Source organism: uncultured Thermomonas sp. (assembly GCF_937872235.1).
Classification (GTDB): Bacteria; Pseudomonadota; Gammaproteobacteria; order Xanthomonadales; family Xanthomonadaceae; genus Thermomonas; species Thermomonas beijingensis.
The window spans coordinates 33,083-49,781 of the sequence record NZ_CALMPC010000081.1; the positions used below are offsets into that span (position 1 = coordinate 33,083).

Annotated in this window: 15 protein-coding genes; 3 read left to right on the top strand and 12 right to left on the bottom strand. The window is 61.5% G+C overall.

The genetic code is table 11. The features are described 5' to 3' along the window. Positions 1–30: 30 nt before the first annotated feature. Positions 31–828 (bottom strand): RNA methyltransferase, encoded by a 798-nt coding sequence (locus QWB57_RS07385; RefSeq protein ID WP_223629297.1) that lies wholly within the window; start codon positions 826–828, stop codon positions 31–33. Between the two features lie 92 nt (positions 829–920). Between QWB57_RS07385 and QWB57_RS07390 the strand changes: the two genes are divergently transcribed. Then, positions 921–1,742, top strand: coding sequence for an inositol monophosphatase family protein (locus tag QWB57_RS07390; protein WP_223629296.1), 822 nt, complete (start codon positions 921–923; stop codon positions 1,740–1,742). A 74-nt stretch (positions 1,743–1,816) separates the two neighbouring features. On the opposite strand, the gene secF is transcribed toward QWB57_RS07390, so the two are convergent. The 6 genes from secF to QWB57_RS07420 form a co-directional block, all read right to left on the bottom strand. After that, complete coding sequence (gene secF / locus QWB57_RS07395; RefSeq protein ID WP_223629295.1) at positions 1,817–2,785, bottom strand: protein translocase subunit SecF; 969 nt, start codon at positions 2,783–2,785, stop codon at positions 1,817–1,819. Positions 2,786–2,803: 18 nt separating this feature from the next. Further along, entirely contained in the window at positions 2,804–4,645 is a 1,842-nt protein-coding gene (gene secD / locus QWB57_RS07400; protein WP_223629294.1) for a protein translocase subunit SecD, read from the bottom strand. A gap of 61 nt (positions 4,646–4,706) precedes the next feature. Then, positions 4,707–5,051, bottom strand: a complete 345-nt coding sequence (gene yajC, locus QWB57_RS07405; RefSeq protein ID WP_288968977.1) for a preprotein translocase subunit YajC — start codon at positions 5,049–5,051, stop codon at positions 4,707–4,709. A gap of 102 nt (positions 5,052–5,153) precedes the next feature. After that, positions 5,154–6,281, bottom strand: coding sequence for a tRNA guanosine(34) transglycosylase Tgt (tgt, locus tag QWB57_RS07410; protein ID WP_223629292.1), 1,128 nt, complete (start codon positions 6,279–6,281; stop codon positions 5,154–5,156). Then, positions 6,278–7,318, bottom strand: a complete 1,041-nt coding sequence (gene queA / locus QWB57_RS07415; RefSeq protein ID WP_288968978.1) for a tRNA preQ1(34) S-adenosylmethionine ribosyltransferase-isomerase QueA — start codon at positions 7,316–7,318, stop codon at positions 6,278–6,280. The genes tgt and queA overlap by 4 nt, the downstream gene beginning before the upstream one ends. 54 nt (positions 7,319–7,372) lie before the next feature. Next, complete coding sequence (locus QWB57_RS07420) at positions 7,373–7,804, bottom strand: Lrp/AsnC family transcriptional regulator (RefSeq protein WP_223629290.1); 432 nt, start codon at positions 7,802–7,804, stop codon at positions 7,373–7,375. A gap of 138 nt (positions 7,805–7,942) precedes the next feature. Here QWB57_RS07420 and QWB57_RS07425 point away from each other — a divergent pair, with 138 nt between their 5' ends. Both QWB57_RS07425 and upp read left to right on the top strand, forming a co-directional pair. Next, positions 7,943–9,424 carry an aminotransferase class III-fold pyridoxal phosphate-dependent enzyme gene (locus QWB57_RS07425; RefSeq protein WP_288968980.1) on the top strand — a complete coding sequence of 494 codons (1,482 nt, stop codon included), beginning with the start codon at positions 7,943–7,945 and terminating at the stop codon, positions 9,422–9,424. A 98-nt stretch (positions 9,425–9,522) separates the two neighbouring features. After that, positions 9,523–10,155, top strand: a complete 633-nt coding sequence (upp, locus tag QWB57_RS07430) for a uracil phosphoribosyltransferase (protein WP_223629288.1) — start codon at positions 9,523–9,525, stop codon at positions 10,153–10,155. A 203-nt stretch (positions 10,156–10,358) separates the two neighbouring features. On the opposite strand, the gene lpxK is transcribed toward upp, so the two are convergent. From lpxK to QWB57_RS07455, 5 genes are read right to left on the bottom strand one after another with little or no spacing between them, the layout of a single operon-like run. Further along, complete coding sequence (gene lpxK / locus QWB57_RS07435; RefSeq protein ID WP_288968981.1) at positions 10,359–11,363, bottom strand: tetraacyldisaccharide 4'-kinase; 1,005 nt, start codon at positions 11,361–11,363, stop codon at positions 10,359–10,361. Further along, complete coding sequence (gene msbA / locus QWB57_RS07440; RefSeq protein WP_288968982.1) at positions 11,360–13,111, bottom strand: lipid A export permease/ATP-binding protein MsbA; 1,752 nt, start codon at positions 13,109–13,111, stop codon at positions 11,360–11,362. The genes lpxK and msbA overlap by 4 nt, the downstream gene beginning before the upstream one ends. After that, positions 13,108–13,545, bottom strand: a complete 438-nt coding sequence (locus tag QWB57_RS07445) for a biopolymer transporter ExbD (RefSeq protein ID WP_223629285.1) — start codon at positions 13,543–13,545, stop codon at positions 13,108–13,110. The genes msbA and QWB57_RS07445 overlap by 4 nt, the downstream gene beginning before the upstream one ends. An 11-nt stretch (positions 13,546–13,556) precedes the next feature. After that, positions 13,557–14,204, bottom strand: coding sequence for a MotA/TolQ/ExbB proton channel family protein (locus tag QWB57_RS07450; RefSeq protein WP_223629284.1), 648 nt, complete (start codon positions 14,202–14,204; stop codon positions 13,557–13,559). A gap of 18 nt (positions 14,205–14,222) precedes the next feature. After that, positions 14,223–16,673 carry a DNA internalization-related competence protein ComEC/Rec2 gene (locus QWB57_RS07455; RefSeq protein ID WP_288968983.1) on the bottom strand — a complete coding sequence of 817 codons (2,451 nt, stop codon included), beginning with the start codon at positions 16,671–16,673 and terminating at the stop codon, positions 14,223–14,225. Between the last annotated feature and the right edge of the window lie 26 nt (positions 16,674–16,699).

Consider the following 16,699-nt stretch of genomic DNA (forward strand, 5'->3'; position numbering starts at 1 on the left):
GTGTCATGTTCTGATGGCGGTTGTCGGAGGCTACCGGATTTTCTTGTCAACGGAAGCCTCACCCGCAATTCGGGCCATCCGTTGGGTGTCAGCCAACACGCCTCGCAGCAGGCGCACATCAGCGCTGTCCAGATTGGCGCGGAGGTACAGGCGCCGCAATTTGCGCATCGCAGAATCCGGTGCGCGCCCTTTGTGAAAATCGATTTGATCCAATGTGTCGGCCAATTGCGCGAATAGCCCCTCCAGTTCGGCGTGCGCCGCCACCTCGGCAGTGGGCGGCGGGGTGCGGCTTTGGCCGGCGCTGCCGGCATCACCCAGCAGCGCGCAACGCAGTTCGTAGCTGAGCACTTGTACCGCGGCCGCCAGATTGAGCGAGCTGAACGCCGGGTCCGAAGGGATATGCACTGCGGCGTGGCAAAGCTGCAACTCTGCATTGTTCAGCCCGGTGCGTTCGCGCCCGAACACCAAGGCCACTGGGCCTGCAGCTGCCGCCACCAGCGCGCGCTGCGCGGCATCGCGCGGGTGCAGCGGCTCCAATTGAATGCGCCGGTTGCGCGCCGTGGCCCCCAACACCCACCGGCAATCGGCCACCGCTTCGGCCAAACTGGCAAAGACGGACGCACGCTCCACCAGGTCATCGGCCCCTGCCGCCATCGCCAGGGTATCCCGATCCGGTGCCTTCTCGGGGGCTACCAGCACCAATTTCGACAGCCCCATGGTCTTCATCGCACGCGCCGCAGCACCGATATTGCCGGGATGCTGGGTGCCCACCAGCACAATGCGCAGGTGGTCAGCCAATATCGTGTTCACTGCATGCAGATCATTCATGTGCAAATGGTAAACTTTGCGCACCGGTCTGTGCGCCGGAATGCTCTTTTCCGCCGTTGCCCATCCACCTCACACCTGCGAGGCGCTTTTCCATGCAAAAACCCGTTGTCACTGTCATGGTCAAGGCTGCACGTGCAGCTGGTGGCGTGTTGTTGCGCAACATGAACAAGTTGGATGCGATCAATGTGATCGAGAAAGATCGCATGGATTACGCCAGCGACGTCGATGAACAGGCCGAGCAAGCCGTCATCAAGGAGCTGCGCCGCGCCTATCCGGATGCCGCATTTCTGGGTGAGGAAGGTGGCAAGCAAGGCAAGAACGGCGGCAGTTTGTTCGTGATCGACCCCTTGGATGGCACCAGCAACTATTTGCATGGCATCCCGCATTGGTGCGTGTCGATCGCCTTGGTTGAAAACGGCGAGCCGCAACATGCAGTGATCTTCGACCCGCTGCGCAATGAATTGTTTACCGCCAGCAAGGGCAGCGGCACAGTGCTCAATGACCGTCGCGTACGCGTATCCGAGCGCAAGGACCTGAATGGCGCGATGCTGGCCACCGGCTTTCCTCCGCGTGAGCGCGAGCGCGCACCGGCGCAACTGGAATGCGTGCGCGAGCTGCTGCGCAGTATTGAAGATATTCGCCGCACCGGTTCGGCGGCACTCGACTTGGCATATGTGGCCTGCGGCCGCTTTGATGGCTATTTCGAATCGGGCGTGAAGCCGTGGGACATCGCCGCCGGTGCGCTGCTGGTGCGCGAAGCTGGCGGCCGCGTCTGCGACTTCAAGGGTGCCGCCACCGGGCCCATGGATACCCGCGGCATTCATGGCCGCGCACTGCTGGCCGGCAATCAGAAATTGTCTGCCGAATTGCAGAAAGTGATTATGCAGTCGGGGTTTGCGGCGGCCTGCGCATAACCGATTGCTTTCGATTTGACCCACAAAAAACCCGCGCAGCTGCGCGGGTTTTTTGTGGGTCACTGCAGCACCGATTAGGGCCGGCGTGCCAGCTCGGCGTGATCTTTGGCTTTCGGCATCAAGTCCTGCTTGACCACCTTGAACGGCCCGATGGTCAGCATCGGTACCGCCACGATCACCGACGACACCACCACGATGACGGCACCGATCATATGGGTTTCGGCCAAACCTTCCATTGATTCACCGCCGTACATGTACAGCGCCATCGCCGACAGGAAGAACATCACCGCAGTAATGATCGTGCGTGACAGGGTCTGGTTGATCGAGCGATTCAGCACTTCCAGCGGATCCACCCGCAGACTACGGAAATTTTCACGCACGCGATCGAACACCACGATGATGTCGTTGATGGCAAACCCCATCACCGACAGCATGCCGGCCAGCACGGTCAGGTCAAACTCGCGGCCCAGCATCGACATGTAGGCAATCGTCAGGATCAAGTCGAAGAACGCGGTGATGATGGCCACCATCGCAAACTTCCATTCAAAGCGTGCGGCGATGTAGATCAAGAACCCCACCAGCATGAACAAGGTGGCATAGACACCGTTCATTGCCAGGTCGCGGCCTACCTGCGGGCCGACGAACTCGCCAGGCTGCACGGTGGCTGCATTCTCTGGCGTATTCACTGCGGCCAACACCTGTGCCGACACTTTTTGTGCGGCGTCGGCGGCGTTGTTGTGTTCGGCATCGGGTTGCAAGCGAATCATCACATCGCTGCCGCTGCCCACGCTTTGCACCTGTGCATTGTGGATGCCGGCCTTGGTCAGGCGGTCACGCACATCTTCCACGTGGATGGGTTTGGCGAAATGGGTGCGCACCATGGTGCCGCCGGTGAACTCCAGCGCGTAGTTGAAGCCCTTCAGGCCGATGATCGCGATGGAAGCCACCAGCAACACCAGCATCAAGGCCAGCACCGGACGGCGGTGGCGCATGAAGTCAATCGTGGTGTCGTTTGGGATAAGGTGCAGCGGAAACAGTTTCATTCGGTCATTCCTTCCCGGTCAGATCGCCACGGAGGTGAGCTTCTTGCGACGGCCGTAGATCAAACTGGCCAGTGCACGCGACACGGTAATTGCGGTGAACATCGAGGCGAAGATGCCGATGATCATGGTCAGGGCGAAGCCCTTCAGCGGCCCGGTACCGAACGCATACAGCGCCACACCGACGATCAAGCCAGTCAAGTTGGCGTCCATGATGGTGTGCGATGCGCGTTCGTAACCTTCGGCAATCGCCGATTTAGGCGGCAAGCCCAAACGCAATTCTTCGCGGATCCGCTCGTTGATCAGCACGTTGGCGTCCACCGACAAACCCACCGACAACGCCAACCCGGCAAACCCGGGCAGGGTCATGGTGGCACCAAACATCGACATCACCGCCACCACGATCAGCAGGTTGAACAACAACGCCACCGATGTGATCAAACCAAACATGCGGTAGTAAATGCCGAAGAACACCAGCGTGAACAGGAATGAGAACACCACCGCCTTGATCCCGCGTGCCACGTTTTCGGCACCCAGGCTGGGGCCAATCACGTACTCCTCGACAAAGTCCATCGGCGCGGCCAGCGAACCGGCACGCAACAGCTTGGACAGGTTATCGGCCTCGGTGCGTTCCAATCCGGTGGTCTGGAATTGCTTGCCAAACACGCCACTGATGTTGGCCACCGAAATCACTTCTTCCTTGACCTTGAAGCTGCGCACTTCCTTGCCATCGACCATCGTCACTTGCGGAATGCGCTCGGTGTACACCACCGCCATCGGCTTGCCCACATTGCCGCTGGTGAAGTCGAACATGCGCTGCCCACCCACGCCGTTCAAGGTCACGCTCACCGCAGGCATGCCGTTCTGATCGGTGCTGGCGCTGGCGGTCACCATTTGGTCACCGGTGGCGATGACGCGCTTGTTCAGCAGCACCGGGCGACCAGCGCGGTCATGATAAAGCTTGGCTTCCGGCGGGATGCGGCCACTTTGCTCGGCCTCCCCTGCATTGCCATCCACCACCGCGCGATATTCCAAGGTGGCGGTGGCACCAATCATGCGTTTGGCTTCGGCGGTGTCCTGCACGCCGGGCAATTCGACCACGATGCGATCTTCGCCCTGACGCTGGATAATGGGTTCAGCCACACCGAGTTCGTTGACGCGATTGCGCAAGGTGGTCAGGTTTTGCTCGATCGCGCTGGAAGCGATTTGCTGCATTTCCGCCTGCGGCACGGTGGCCAAAATACCCGCGGCATCATCAGTAAAGGTCAGTGTGGACTGCGCCTTGGCGAGGGCCGCGTGGGCTTTGTCGATATCACCCGGGCTATTGAGCACCACGCGCAGCGTGCTGCTGCCATTACGCTCCACCGAGCGATAAGCCACCCGCGCATCGCGCAAGCTGGTACGGATGTCATCGGCAAATGCGTCAAAGCGCTTGTCGACGGCCGCCTTCTTGTCTACCTGCATCGCAAAGTGCACGCCGCCCACCAAGTCCAAGCCCAGCACCATGGGCTTGCCGCCCAGTTTGGTCAGCCATGTCGGCACGGTGGAGGCCAGATTCAGCGCCACCGTGTAGTTTTCACCCACTTGTTCGCGGATCAAATCATTGGCGCGGGTCTGATCATCCAGCGACGCCATTCGCACCACCAAGTTGTCGCCCTCTTTGGCGATGGCCTTGGGTTTGAGGTGGGCACTATCCAGCATCGCCACCACCTTGGACGTCAATGCGGCGTCAAGCTGCGCGCCACGGTTGGCGGTAATCTGGATGGAGGGGTCCTTCTGGTATTTATTGGGCAGCGCATACAACACGCTGACCGCCAAAATCAGGAAGATGAGGACATATTTCCAGCGCGGGAATTCAAGCATTGCAGGATCCTGCTAGACGCCACTAGGGCGTCAGGTCTTGGTGAATCGGATGGAGATTGAATCAGGCCGACTTCAACGTGCCCTTGGGCAGCACGCTGGTGATGGCACCGCGTTGCAGCTTCAACTGCACGCCGCTGGCCACTTCCACACTGATGAAATTTTCACCAATGCCCACCACGGTACCGGCAACGCCACCGCTGGTGATGACTTCATCGCCTTTGGCCAGCTTGTCCAACATCGCCCGGTGTTCTTTCTGCCGCTTCATCTGCGGACGGATCATCAAAAAATACATGATCGCGATCAGAATGACCGGGAACAACAGGGTGGACAGCATGCCACCCGGCGCAGCAGCAGGTGCAGCGGTTTGGGCATGGGCAACGGGAATCAGGAAATCAAGCGGGTTCATTACGTATCCGAGTCAGTCAAACAAAGAGGCGGGCCTGAGGCCAGCCGGGGATTATGCCATGTCCCGCCCTGCCACTCCCTGCAAGCAGGGAAAGTGCGGGGTTCAGGTACGGCGCGCTGCGTAAAAAGACTCGCGGAACTGCGTAAAAGTTCCGTTAGCAATGGCGTCACGCATCTGCGCCATCAGGCGCTGGTAGTAGCGCAGGTTGTGCAAGGTGCCCAGCATCGGCGCCAGCATTTCGTTGCAGCGGTCCAGGTGGCGCAGGTAGCTGCGCGAATAACCACCGGTGCAGGCCACGCAATCACAACCTTCCTCAATCGGGCGCAGATCGTGCTCGTACTGCGCATTGCGCACCCGGATCACACCCGTGGAGGTAAAGAAATGTCCGTTGCGGGCGTTGCGGGTGGGCATCACGCAGTCAAACATATCCACCCCGCGCGCCACCGCTTCCACCAAGTCCTCGGGCCGGCCCACGCCCATCAGATAGCGTGGCCGGTCTTGCGGCAATTGCGGCGCGGTGTGCTCCAGCATGGCATTGCGTTCGGCTTCGCTCTCGCCCACCGCCAGCCCGCCAATGGCGTAACCGTCAAAGCCGATGTCCTTCAAACCCTCCGCAGACTGCGTGCGCAGGTCGTGATGCACGCCACCTTGCACGATGCCGAACAGCGCGGCGTCATTGCCTTCGTGGGCCCGCTTGCTGCGCGCAGCCCAGCGCAGCGACAGCTGCATTGATTTTTCGATCACCCGCCGATGTACCGGCTGGCCATCCTTGTCGTTTACCGGCGGGCACTCATCGAAAATCATCACGATGTCGCTGCCCAGCACCTTCTGGATGTGCATGGACTCCTCGGGCCCGAGGAACACCTTGCGGCCGTCGGTGGGCGCGGCGAAGGTGACGCCGGCCTCGGTGATCTTGCGCCGATGCGCCAGCGAGAACACCTGGAAGCCGCCGGAATCGGTGAGGATGGGCTTGTTCCAGCGTGCAAACCCGTGCAGCCCGCCGTGCGCTTCAATCACATCCAAGCCGGGGCGCAAGAACAAATGGAAGGTGTTGCCCAGAATGATCTGCGCGCCCAAGTCTTCGACCTGCGGCGGCAACACGCCTTTGACCGAACCATAGGTTCCCACCGGCATGAACGCCGGAGTTTCGATCACGCCACGCGGGAAAGTGATGCGGCCGCGACGGGCGGCGCCATCGGTTTTCAGAAGTTCGAAGGACATACGGCTCATGCGGAAGCCTCCTGCGGCCACAGCAACATCGCATCGCCATAGCTGAAAAAACGATAGCGCTCGCGCACCGCATGCGCGTAGGCGGCCAATATCCGGTCCTTGCCCGCGAACGCCGACACCAACATCAGCAGGGTGGATTCGGGAAGATGGAAATTGGTCATCAACGCATCCACGCTGCGGATCCTGTAGCCGGGAAAAATGAAAATGCTGGTATCCCCGGCAAACGGCTGCAGCACGCCATCCACCAACGCACTTTCCAATGCCCGCAGCACCGTGGTGCCCACCGCGATCACCCGCCCACCGGCAGCACGGGTGTGGCGTACTTGCTGCACCAGCTCGGCACCCACATTGATCCACTCACTGTGCATCTTGTGCTGATGAAGATCGTCCACCCGCATCGGCTGGAACGTCCCCGCGCCGACATGCAGCGTCACATGCCCAAACTGCACGCCACGTTCGCGCAGAGCGGTCAGCAAGGCATCATCAAAATGCAGGCCCGCGGTGGGGGCAGCCACCGCACCAATCTCGCGAGCAAACACGGTTTGGTAGCGCTCGGCATCATCCGCACCGGGTTCGCGCTGGATATACGGCGGCAGCGGCATCCGCCCGGCGTGTTGCAGCCAATTCTCCAGCGCCTGCCCAACGTGGAAACGCAGACGCCAGAAACCGGCCTCATCGCGCTCCAGCACCTCCGCCTCACCGCCGGCATCGAGTGCAATTTTGCTGCCGATCCGCGGCGGTTTGCTGACCCCCAACTGCGCACGCGCTTCATTGTCAGGCAACAGCCGCTCGATCAGGAATTCGACACGTCCACCGCTGGCCTTGTTGCCAAACAAACGCGCCGGAATCACCCGGGTGTCGTTGAAAACCAGCAAGTCGCCCGCGCGCAACAACAGGGGCAAATCACGCACCTGCTTGTCGGCAAACGCGCCGCCATCCGCCGGCACCAGCAACAAGCGACTGGCCGAGCGCTCCGGCAAGGGCACCTGCGCGATCAGTTCGGGCGGCAAGTCAAAATGGAAATCGGACTTCTTCAAGGCAATTCGCAGCGGCAAGGGAACCGCTTATTGTAGTCTGCGCCAATGCCTGCTTCAGCGTTCGAACTTGGTGGACAAGATGATCGAGCTGTTGGTGCGCTCCACCCCGTCGATCGCGCCGATGCGGTCGGTCAACACGTCCATTTCGCCCACGCTGGAGGTCACGGCCAGCGCGATCAGGTCATGCCCGCCACTGACCGAATACAGCACCCGCACCTCGTGCATGGCTTGCAACGCTTTCACCACCGCCATCATTTGCTTGGGGCGCAGGGTGATCATGATGTGGGCGCGAATGCGGCTGCGCTCCAATTCATCGTCGATGCGCACCGTATAGCCACGAATGACGCCAGACTGCTCCAATCTGGCAATCCGGTTTTGCACCGTGGTGCGCGACAGCCCCAAACGCCGGGCAATATCGGCGGTGGCGGCACGGGCATCCTCACGCAGCAGGGACAATAATTGTTCGTCGGCAGCGGATATTCTCATATCGCAAAATCATACCGGCATTTTGCCCAAAATGCCCGTCATTCAAGTCGATTTCACCCTACCGAATGACATGGAACCTCCCATAATGTGAGCTTTGGCGCTGCTGTTTCCGACCATTGCGCCCCGATGGAGACCCCAATGAGCCTGCTCGACACCCTCGCCCCCCTGCGCACGCACGGCCACGCCCGCACCACCGGCTTGGACGATGCCACCTTGCTCGACTTCGCCGGCCGTGACCCACAGCTAACCGAAGCCGCAGTGGCCGCCGCCGCAGAGTACGCCAGTATTCGCGCCGAATTCCCCGCACTGCTGGATCTGGACGAGAACGCGCAGGCGCAGCAAGTGCAGGCCGGCTTCATCAATTTTTATGCCGCCGATGCTGCCAACCCGTATGTCGCGCTGGCTGCACGCGGGCCGTGGATCGTCACCTTGAAAGGCGCGGTGCTGTACGACACCGGTGGCTACGGCATGCTGGGTCTGGGCCACACGCCGCAGGTGGTGATCGACGCGATGACCAAGCCGCAGACGATGGCCAACATCATGACCCCGCATGTCTCGCAGCTGCGGTTTGCCAATGCCATGCGCAAGGAAATCGGCCAGACCCGTGGCGGCTGCCCGTACACCGCCTTCATGTGCTTGAACTCCGGTTCCGAATCGGTGTCGCTGGCCTCGCGCATTGTCGATGCCAATGCCAAGAGCATGACCGACCCGGGCGCACGCCATGCCGGCAAGACCATCAAACGCTTGGTGGTGAAAGGCGCGTTCCACGGCCGCACCGAACGCCCGGCGCTGTATTCCGACTCCAGCCGCAAAACGTATTCGCAATATCTGGCCAGCTACCGCGGCGAAGACTCGGTACTTACGGTAGCACCGTACGACACCAATGCCCTGCGCAAAGTGTTTGCCGAAGCCGACGTCAACGGCTGGTTTATCGAGGCGATGTTCCTGGAACCGGTGATGGGCGAAGGCGACCCCGGTCGCAGCGTGCCGGTGGCGTTTTACAACCTTGCCCGCGAGCTCACTGCCGCGCATGGCAGCCTGCTGCTGGTGGACTCCATTCAGGCCGGACTGCGCGCCACCGGATATCTGTCGATTGTCGATTACCCCGGCTTCGAACACGCCCAAGTGCCGGACATGGAAACCTATTCCAAGGCGCTCAACGCTGGCCAATATCCGCTGTCGGTGCTGGCCGTCACCGCCGCCACCGCTGAGCTTTACAAGCGCGGCCTGTATGGCAACACCATGACCGCCAATCCGCGTGCATTGGACGTGGCCTGCAGCGTGCTGGGTTCACTGACCGCCGAGCTGCGCAGCAATATCCAGCAGCGCGGCAAGCAAGCACTGGAACTGCTGGAAGCACTGAAAGCCGAATTGAATGGCCCGATCACCAAGGTGCAAGGCACCGGCCTGTTGTTCTCCTGCGAGCTGACCAAGCAGTTCAAGGGCTATGGCGCAGGGTCCACCGAGGAATGGATGCGCGAGCACGGCATCGGGGTGATCCACGGCGGCGAAAACTCGCTGCGCTTCACCCCGCAATTTGCAATCAGCGAAGCCGAACTCAAGCTGATCGTGGCAATGGTCAAACGCGCCATTCTGGAAGGCCCTCGCGCAGCTGCTTGACGCTGCCTTGCAATTGACGCATCAATACGGGGCGGCCAGTGGTCGCCCCGTTTTCATCCGGTTTCCGTTTGGAGACTGACCGTTTGGAGAGCCGCCGCATGAAAATTGTCGAAGTCGACCACCCGCTGGTGCGTCACAAACTTGGCAAGCTGCGCGACATCAGCACCGATCCTGTGCATTTCCGGCAGTTCGCCGGTGAAATCGCCGCCTTGCTGGCGTTCGAAGCCACCCGTGACCTGCCCACCCAAGCCATCCGCGTGGACACTTGGGCCGGGCCATTGCAGGTGGATCATGTGCGCGGCGAAGACCTGACCCTCGTCCCTATTTTGCGTGCTGGGCTAGGTTTTCTGCCCGGTGTGCAAGCCCTGCTGCCAGCCGCGCCGGTGAGCGTGGTCGGCCTGCGCCGCAACGAAGCCACGCATCAACCGGAAGGCTATTACCAGCGACTGGCTGACCGCATGGAACAGCGCACAGCCCTGTTGATCGACCCGATGCTGGCCACCGGCGGCAGCGCGATTGCTGCAATTCAACTCCTGAAAAACGCCGGTTGCCGGCGCATCAAATGCATCTTTTTGGTCGCCGCACCGGAAGGCTTGCGCGCATTGGAGGCCGCGCATCCCGAGATTGAGGTGTATGTCGCGGCGATCGACGAGCGCCTGGACGAAAACGCCTACATCCACCCAGGGCTGGGTGATGCCGGCGACCGTTTGTTCGGAACGCCGGTGGATTGAGAAGGCCGCGCTATCCAGATAGTGCGCTCGATTGACAGGTTCTGGCACAGGCAGCCGATCTTTGCGCAACCCCGCCCTGTCCACCGAGAGGCGCGTGCAGGACTTCGTTCCATTGCAAATGACGAAATGCCCGTCGCGCATTTTCTCGGGAACATACCAGGCCACCTGGAAATACCGGGTGACTTGCGTTATGTGCCTGGTTGTCAACGATGCGGCAAACGACTCAGCAACGCGCTCCAGAACGACTCCGGCAACTGTGCGGAAATCGGCACGACCCATGCGGACGGCAGGGCAAAACTGGCGCACTTCACTGCGTCTTTTTCGGTCATCAAGATGTGCAGTTGGCTGCCAAAACTGAAGTCTTCCGGCGTATAGGCATGATGGTCTGGAAACGCGTGTGGCACTACACCAATGCCGGCTTCGCGCAACATCGAGAAAAAGCGCTCGGGCTCACCGATTCCGGCCACAGCGTGCACGCGCTGGTCACGAAAGGCCTCCAAGGATAGCCGCGCCCCAGTGTGCAATGGCCTTACCACGCCGATCTTCAACCGCATTGGCCATTCCGTGGTCTCGCAAGCCACCGGGTGTGGGACTGCACCAAAATTCAACACGCGAAATTCACAATCGGCGGCACGTTCGATGGGTTCGCGCAACGGCCCGGCCGGCAGCAGGCGGCCATTGCCGTAGTGGCGGCGTTGGTCTTGCACTTCAATTTCGATGTCGCGTGCCAACCGGTAGTGCTGCAAACCATCATCGCAAACCACCACATCGCAACCCACCTCGCGCAAGGCTTGAGCCGCGGCCACGCGATCACGATCAACGCGAACTTTCGCGCCACTGATGCCGGCGATCAGCAATGGCTCATCGCCACATAACGCAGCATCCATGCCCACCTCCACCCAGCGCGGTGTGCGTGCATCGTTGCGCCCGTAGCCACGACTGGCCACGCCGGGCGTGTAACCCGCCGCACGCAATCGCTCAATCACAGCCAACACCAGTGGTGTTTTCCCGCTACCGCCGGCAACGATATTGCCCACCACAATGACTGGCACACCGGGGTGATATTGACGCAGCAATCCACGCCGATAGGCGCTGCGGCGCAGGGCGATTAGCCCCGCATACCCTGTCGATGCAATGCGTGCCCACCACGGTGGCGTACTCCCATCGAACCACCAAGCAGGCGTCTGCGGCAGCCACGCAACGCTCAAGTGCCGGCTTCCCTAAATTGCATGGCATGCAGATGCGCATACAAACCGCCTCGCGCCAGCAGCTCAACATGCGTGCCTTGCTCGACCAACCGGCCTTCATCCAGCACCAGCACTTGATCGGCATGCTCAACGGTGGACAGACGATGGGCGATGACCAAGGTGGTGCGGTCTGGAATCAACGTAGCCAAAGCCTCCTGCACCAAGCGCTCGGACTCATTATCGAGTGCAGCGGTGGCCTCATCCAGAATCAGGATCGGTGCATCTTTCAACATCGCCCGCGCAATTGCCAGGCGCTGGCGTTGGCCGCCCGACAACTTACCGCCCTTGGCGCCGATATGGGTGTCCACACCTTCCGGCAACTGGTTCACAAACTCCATCGCATTGGCCGCCCGCAACGCTCGCGCCACCGCATCGGCATCAGCTTGTTGCAGTTCGCCATACGCCACATTCCGCACCACGCTGCCATCAAACAACATGACTTGTTGCCCCACCATCGCCACTTGTCGGCGCAGGGCAGCCAATGGGTAGTCGTTGAGGGCGTGACCATCCAGCAAAATCTGTCCGCTTTCAGGTTCGTAAAAACGCGGAATCAGTTTGACCAGTGTCGATTTACCGCTGCCAGAGCGTCCCACGATCGCGGTAACGGTGCCGGGGCGCGCAATGAAGCTGATCCCGGATAACGCCGCCTGGGTCTGCCCAGGGTAACGCGCCTGCACTGCGCGAAACTCCAGCACACCCTGCGTGCGTTGCAATGGGCGCTGGCCACTATCGGGTTCGTCTTCGGCATCCAGCACTGCAAACAGGCGATCGGCCGAAACAATGCCGCGCTGAAGCATACCCTGCACATTGGTCAGCTGTTTCAGCGCAGGGATAATCGCCATCATCGCCAGCATCAACTGCACAAAGCCGCCCGCAGTCAGTCGCCCTTCCATCGCCTCACGACCGGCAAAGAACAACATCAAGGCCAACCCGACTGCACCGGTCAATTGCACCACCGCCGACGAAATACTGCGGGTGGCTTCCACTTTCAGATTCAGCCGCAGATATTCATTGGCCAAACTGGAATAGCGCTGCATTTCGACGGCCTGTGCGCCATACACCTTGACTTCCTGTTGGTTCGACAAGGCTTGATCGGCGGCCAGCATTAACTCGGTGGCACTTTCCTGTACGCGATGGCCGAAGCGCCGATAGCGCTTGCCCACCTTATCCATCAACCATGCAATCGCCGGTGCGAGTAACAACACCACGAACGTGACCCGCCAACTGGCGTACAGCATCACCGCCAGCATCGAAATCACCTGCAAGGATTGTTGCAGCATGACCTTGGCCGAATCAATCGCCGCCTGCGCCACTTGGTCGCTATCCGAGCCCAGGCGCACCAGCATCGAGGGCACCGGTTCGGAATCAAACCGCAGACCCGGCAAACGCAGATACTTGGCCATTGCGCCCACCCGCATATCGCGCGCAATGCCGCGCCCGGCCTTGGCCATGAACAGGTCGCTGAGATACCCCGCCACACCGCGCACCACGAAGATGCCAACGATGGCCAGCGGCATCAACAAGCTGAATTCCTGATTCCGGGCGACGAAGGTCTCGTCAACCATGGGTTTGGTCAATAACCCGAACGCGCCGGCCGCCGCGCCCTCCAGTAACATCCCCACCATCGCCACCAGCAGCACGCCACGATAGGGCCGCGTGAACCCCATCAACCTGCGATAGATCGCCCACGGCGTATTGCCGTCGGTCATGGGGCGGCCCCTTGCGTCATCGGTGCCGGCGCAGTGGCATTGGCGATTTTGTGGAACCCCAATTGGCCCAAGGCTTCGTAAGTGGTGACCACAGCCTGCCACGGCGTACGCGCGTCGGCACGAATCAGCACGGTGCGGCCACGATCTTCTCCTGCCACTGCACGCAACGCCACTTTCAGAGACTCCACATCGGTACGCAATACTTCGCGATCCCCCACGAAGTAGCGCCCCTGTGCATTGATCAGGATCGACAGCGGCTGCCCTTGTGCCTGCGCGGGTTGACCATCGGCACGCGGCAGTTCCAGTTTCAACACTGAGCGCGCATCGAAGGTGGTGGTGACCACAAAGAAGATCAGCAGGCACAACAACACATCAATCAGCGGCACCAAGTTGATCTCGGGCGTGTCGTCGTCGCGGTAATCGCGGATGCGCATGCGGCCTGCCCTTACTGCTTCTTGCGGGCATTACCCGAAGCAGTTGCCGTGCTTGCACTGCCTTCCAGCACATCCCCCAGCCGCATTGCCTCGTGCTCCATCTCCACGATGTAACTGGCAATCCGGCCACGGAAGTAACGATGGAACGCGAGTGCCGGGATCGCCACGATCATGCCAGTGGCTGTGCACACCAGGGCTTTGCCGATGCCGCCGGCCAATTGATTGGCATCGCCGATGCCGTGATCAAGGATGCCCAAAAACATTTGAATCATACCTACCACAGTACCGAACAAGCCCAGCAAGGGGCCAGCTGCGGCAATGGTACCCAGCGAGTTGAGAAACCGCTCCATGCGATGCACGAGATGCCGGCCCACATCCTCGACCCGTTCACGCATCACCTCACGACCACGCTGGCGCACGTCCAGCTGTGCTGCCAGCAAGGCCCCAAGTGGCGAATTGGAGCGCAAAGAGTCGATATGCGCCTGTTCCAGCGGCTTGCCTTTGGCCACCCAGATACGAACCTCTTCACCCAGTCCTGGCGGCAGGATGCGCTCGCGCCGCAGGCTCCAAAAACGCTCGACCACGATTGCCAATGCCACTACGGTGAGCAGTAATAGCGGGATCATGGGCCAGCCGCCCGCTTTGATCAGTTCCAGCATTTAGCAATCCTTCGGCCATCATGGCCGCAAAATCTCAGGCGCGTAGCATAGCCCAGCCGCTTGCCCGCGCCGTTGTACCGCATCCCACAAACGTGGCTGGTCGCTGCGGCGTTCGCGCAATTGCAGGCCCTGCCGGCCAATCCACACCTGCAATGCGCCCGAGCGCGAGGTATCCAGTACCTCCGCACCGGCCGCGCACCAGCGCCGCACCACCGCCTCACGCGGGTGCCTGAAACGGTTGTCCGCGCCCGAAGACACCAGCGCCAACCGCGCCCCGGTAGCGCTGACAAAGCCTGGATCAGACGACCCCGCGCTGCCGTGATGGGGCACGATCACCACGGCATTGCGCAGGCTGGCGGGTTGTTCGGCCAACAGTTTGCGCTCGACGTATTGGCCGATATCGCCGGCCAACAAGGCGCTGTCGGTGGCGGTTTCGATGCGCAGCACGCAACTGGATTCGTTATCGAGATAGGGCATGCCCTCGGCCGGGTGCAGCACACGAAATCGCACGCCATCCCATTGCCACTGCTGCCCGGCCACGCAGCGTGCCGTGCCATGGGTGGGGCTGCCCGCTGGCACCCACACTTGGGGTATCGGAAAGACGCTGGCCACCGCCTGCAAACCGCCGGCATGGTCATTGTCGCCATGACTGACCATTGCCAGATCCAGGTGCCTTACGCCCAGCCCATGCAAGGCGGGGATTACCGCACGCTCGCCGGCGTCATACCCATCAGCCACCGCGGGCCCCATGTCATACAGCAGGCTGTGATGTGCGGTGCGCACCAGCACCGACAAGCCCTGCCCCACATCAATCACGGTCAGCTCAACCGCCCCGACCGCCGGCAATTCTCGCGCTGGCAACAGCAACGGCAGCCAGAGCAACAAGACCAGCGGCTTGCCCGGCAATCCGCGTGGCAGCAGCAACCAGAATGCCGACAACAGCGCCAGCGGCAGCGCAAACCAGCGTGCTTCGGGCAACCACAGCATGGCCAAGGGACTGTCGGCAATCCGCGTCAACACTGGCCAAAGCAGGTCAAAACACCACGCCGCTGCCTGCCAGCACCACGGCCCAGCCCCGGCATGCAGGGTTTCGGCCAACACGCCCAGCAAACTCAGGGGCACCACCACCAAACTCCACCACGGCACCGCCGCTAGGTTGGCCAAAGGCCCGGCAAACGAGGCCTGCCCGAACAGCACCACGGTCAGCGGCAGCAAGCCCAAACTGGCCACCGCTTGTGCGGCGAAAAAACCGCGCAGGATCGGCATGATGCCCTTGCCTCCTCCCTCCCCCGCATCCCCCGGCAAGCACCACAGCAACCACGCTACGCCAGCAAAACTGAGCCAAAACCCAGCGCCCAGCACGGCCAACGGATCCAGCAACAGCAATACGATGCAGCCCAACCCCAATGTATCGGCGATGCGCTGGCGGCGACGCAAGCAGCGCGCCAGCACCAATACCGCGATCATCACCACCGTGCGCATGGTGGGCACCGCCATTCCGGTCAGCAGCGCGTAGCCAAACGCGCCCAGCACTGCGCCGCCACCCGCAGCAAACGGACGTGGTAGCCAGCGGCACAGCGCAGGCAACAGCCACCACAGCCCCCCAGCCAGCAAGGCGCAAAACCCGGCCACCAGCCCCACATGAAACCCGGAAATCGCGATTAAATGGGTCAAGCCGGCAGCGCGCAGGCGCGCCCAATCGGTATCGTCCAATGCGCGGGTATCGCCCAGCGCCAATGCCTGCACAAAGCGCGACGACGCGACCGGTGTTGTGCTGGCGATGCGCGCACTCATCGCCTCACGCCACGCATCAATACCAGACGGCCCCGCCAAACGACGTGCGCGCAGTGGCTTCTGCACAAAGCCGGTGGCGCTGATGCGCGCCGCCAGTGCATACTTTTCCGCGTCACTGCCGCCGGGGTTGCGCAAGCCACGTGGCGCACGCAGCTTGAGCGGGAATTCCCAACGGCTGCCAGCCTGCAAGCGCGCACGCGGCCGTGGATCATCGTCATACCACGCCAGCCGCAACCGCTGGCCACGCAGTGATGCAGGTTGGCTGATATCCGTATCCACCACGAATTCAAAACTGGTGCGTCGAACCTCGTGCACCGGCAGCTCGACAATCTGCCCACGCAAGATCAGCGACTGGCCCTGCAAAGCCACAGGTAGCTGTGCCTGCAGCGCATGCGCGGCCTGCAAACCGGCCAATGCCATCCCCAGCAGCAGCACCCCGAGCACGCGCCCACCGCGCAAGGGGCCGGCATTAGCGCGCCATGCCAACCCCCCACCCACCAGCACGCAACACCACAGCACGCCTCTCGGTGGCAACCCCGGCAGCAGCAGACACAGGCTGACGCCTGCCAGCAAGCTCGCGGCACAAAGTGACCCAAATAATGCAGCGCCCGCATGCGCAACGTGCACACCCGATGCGCGTTGATGAAACCATGCAAGCGAGAAGTGGGCGGCCATGCGGATAGCATCCAACACCCACCTGC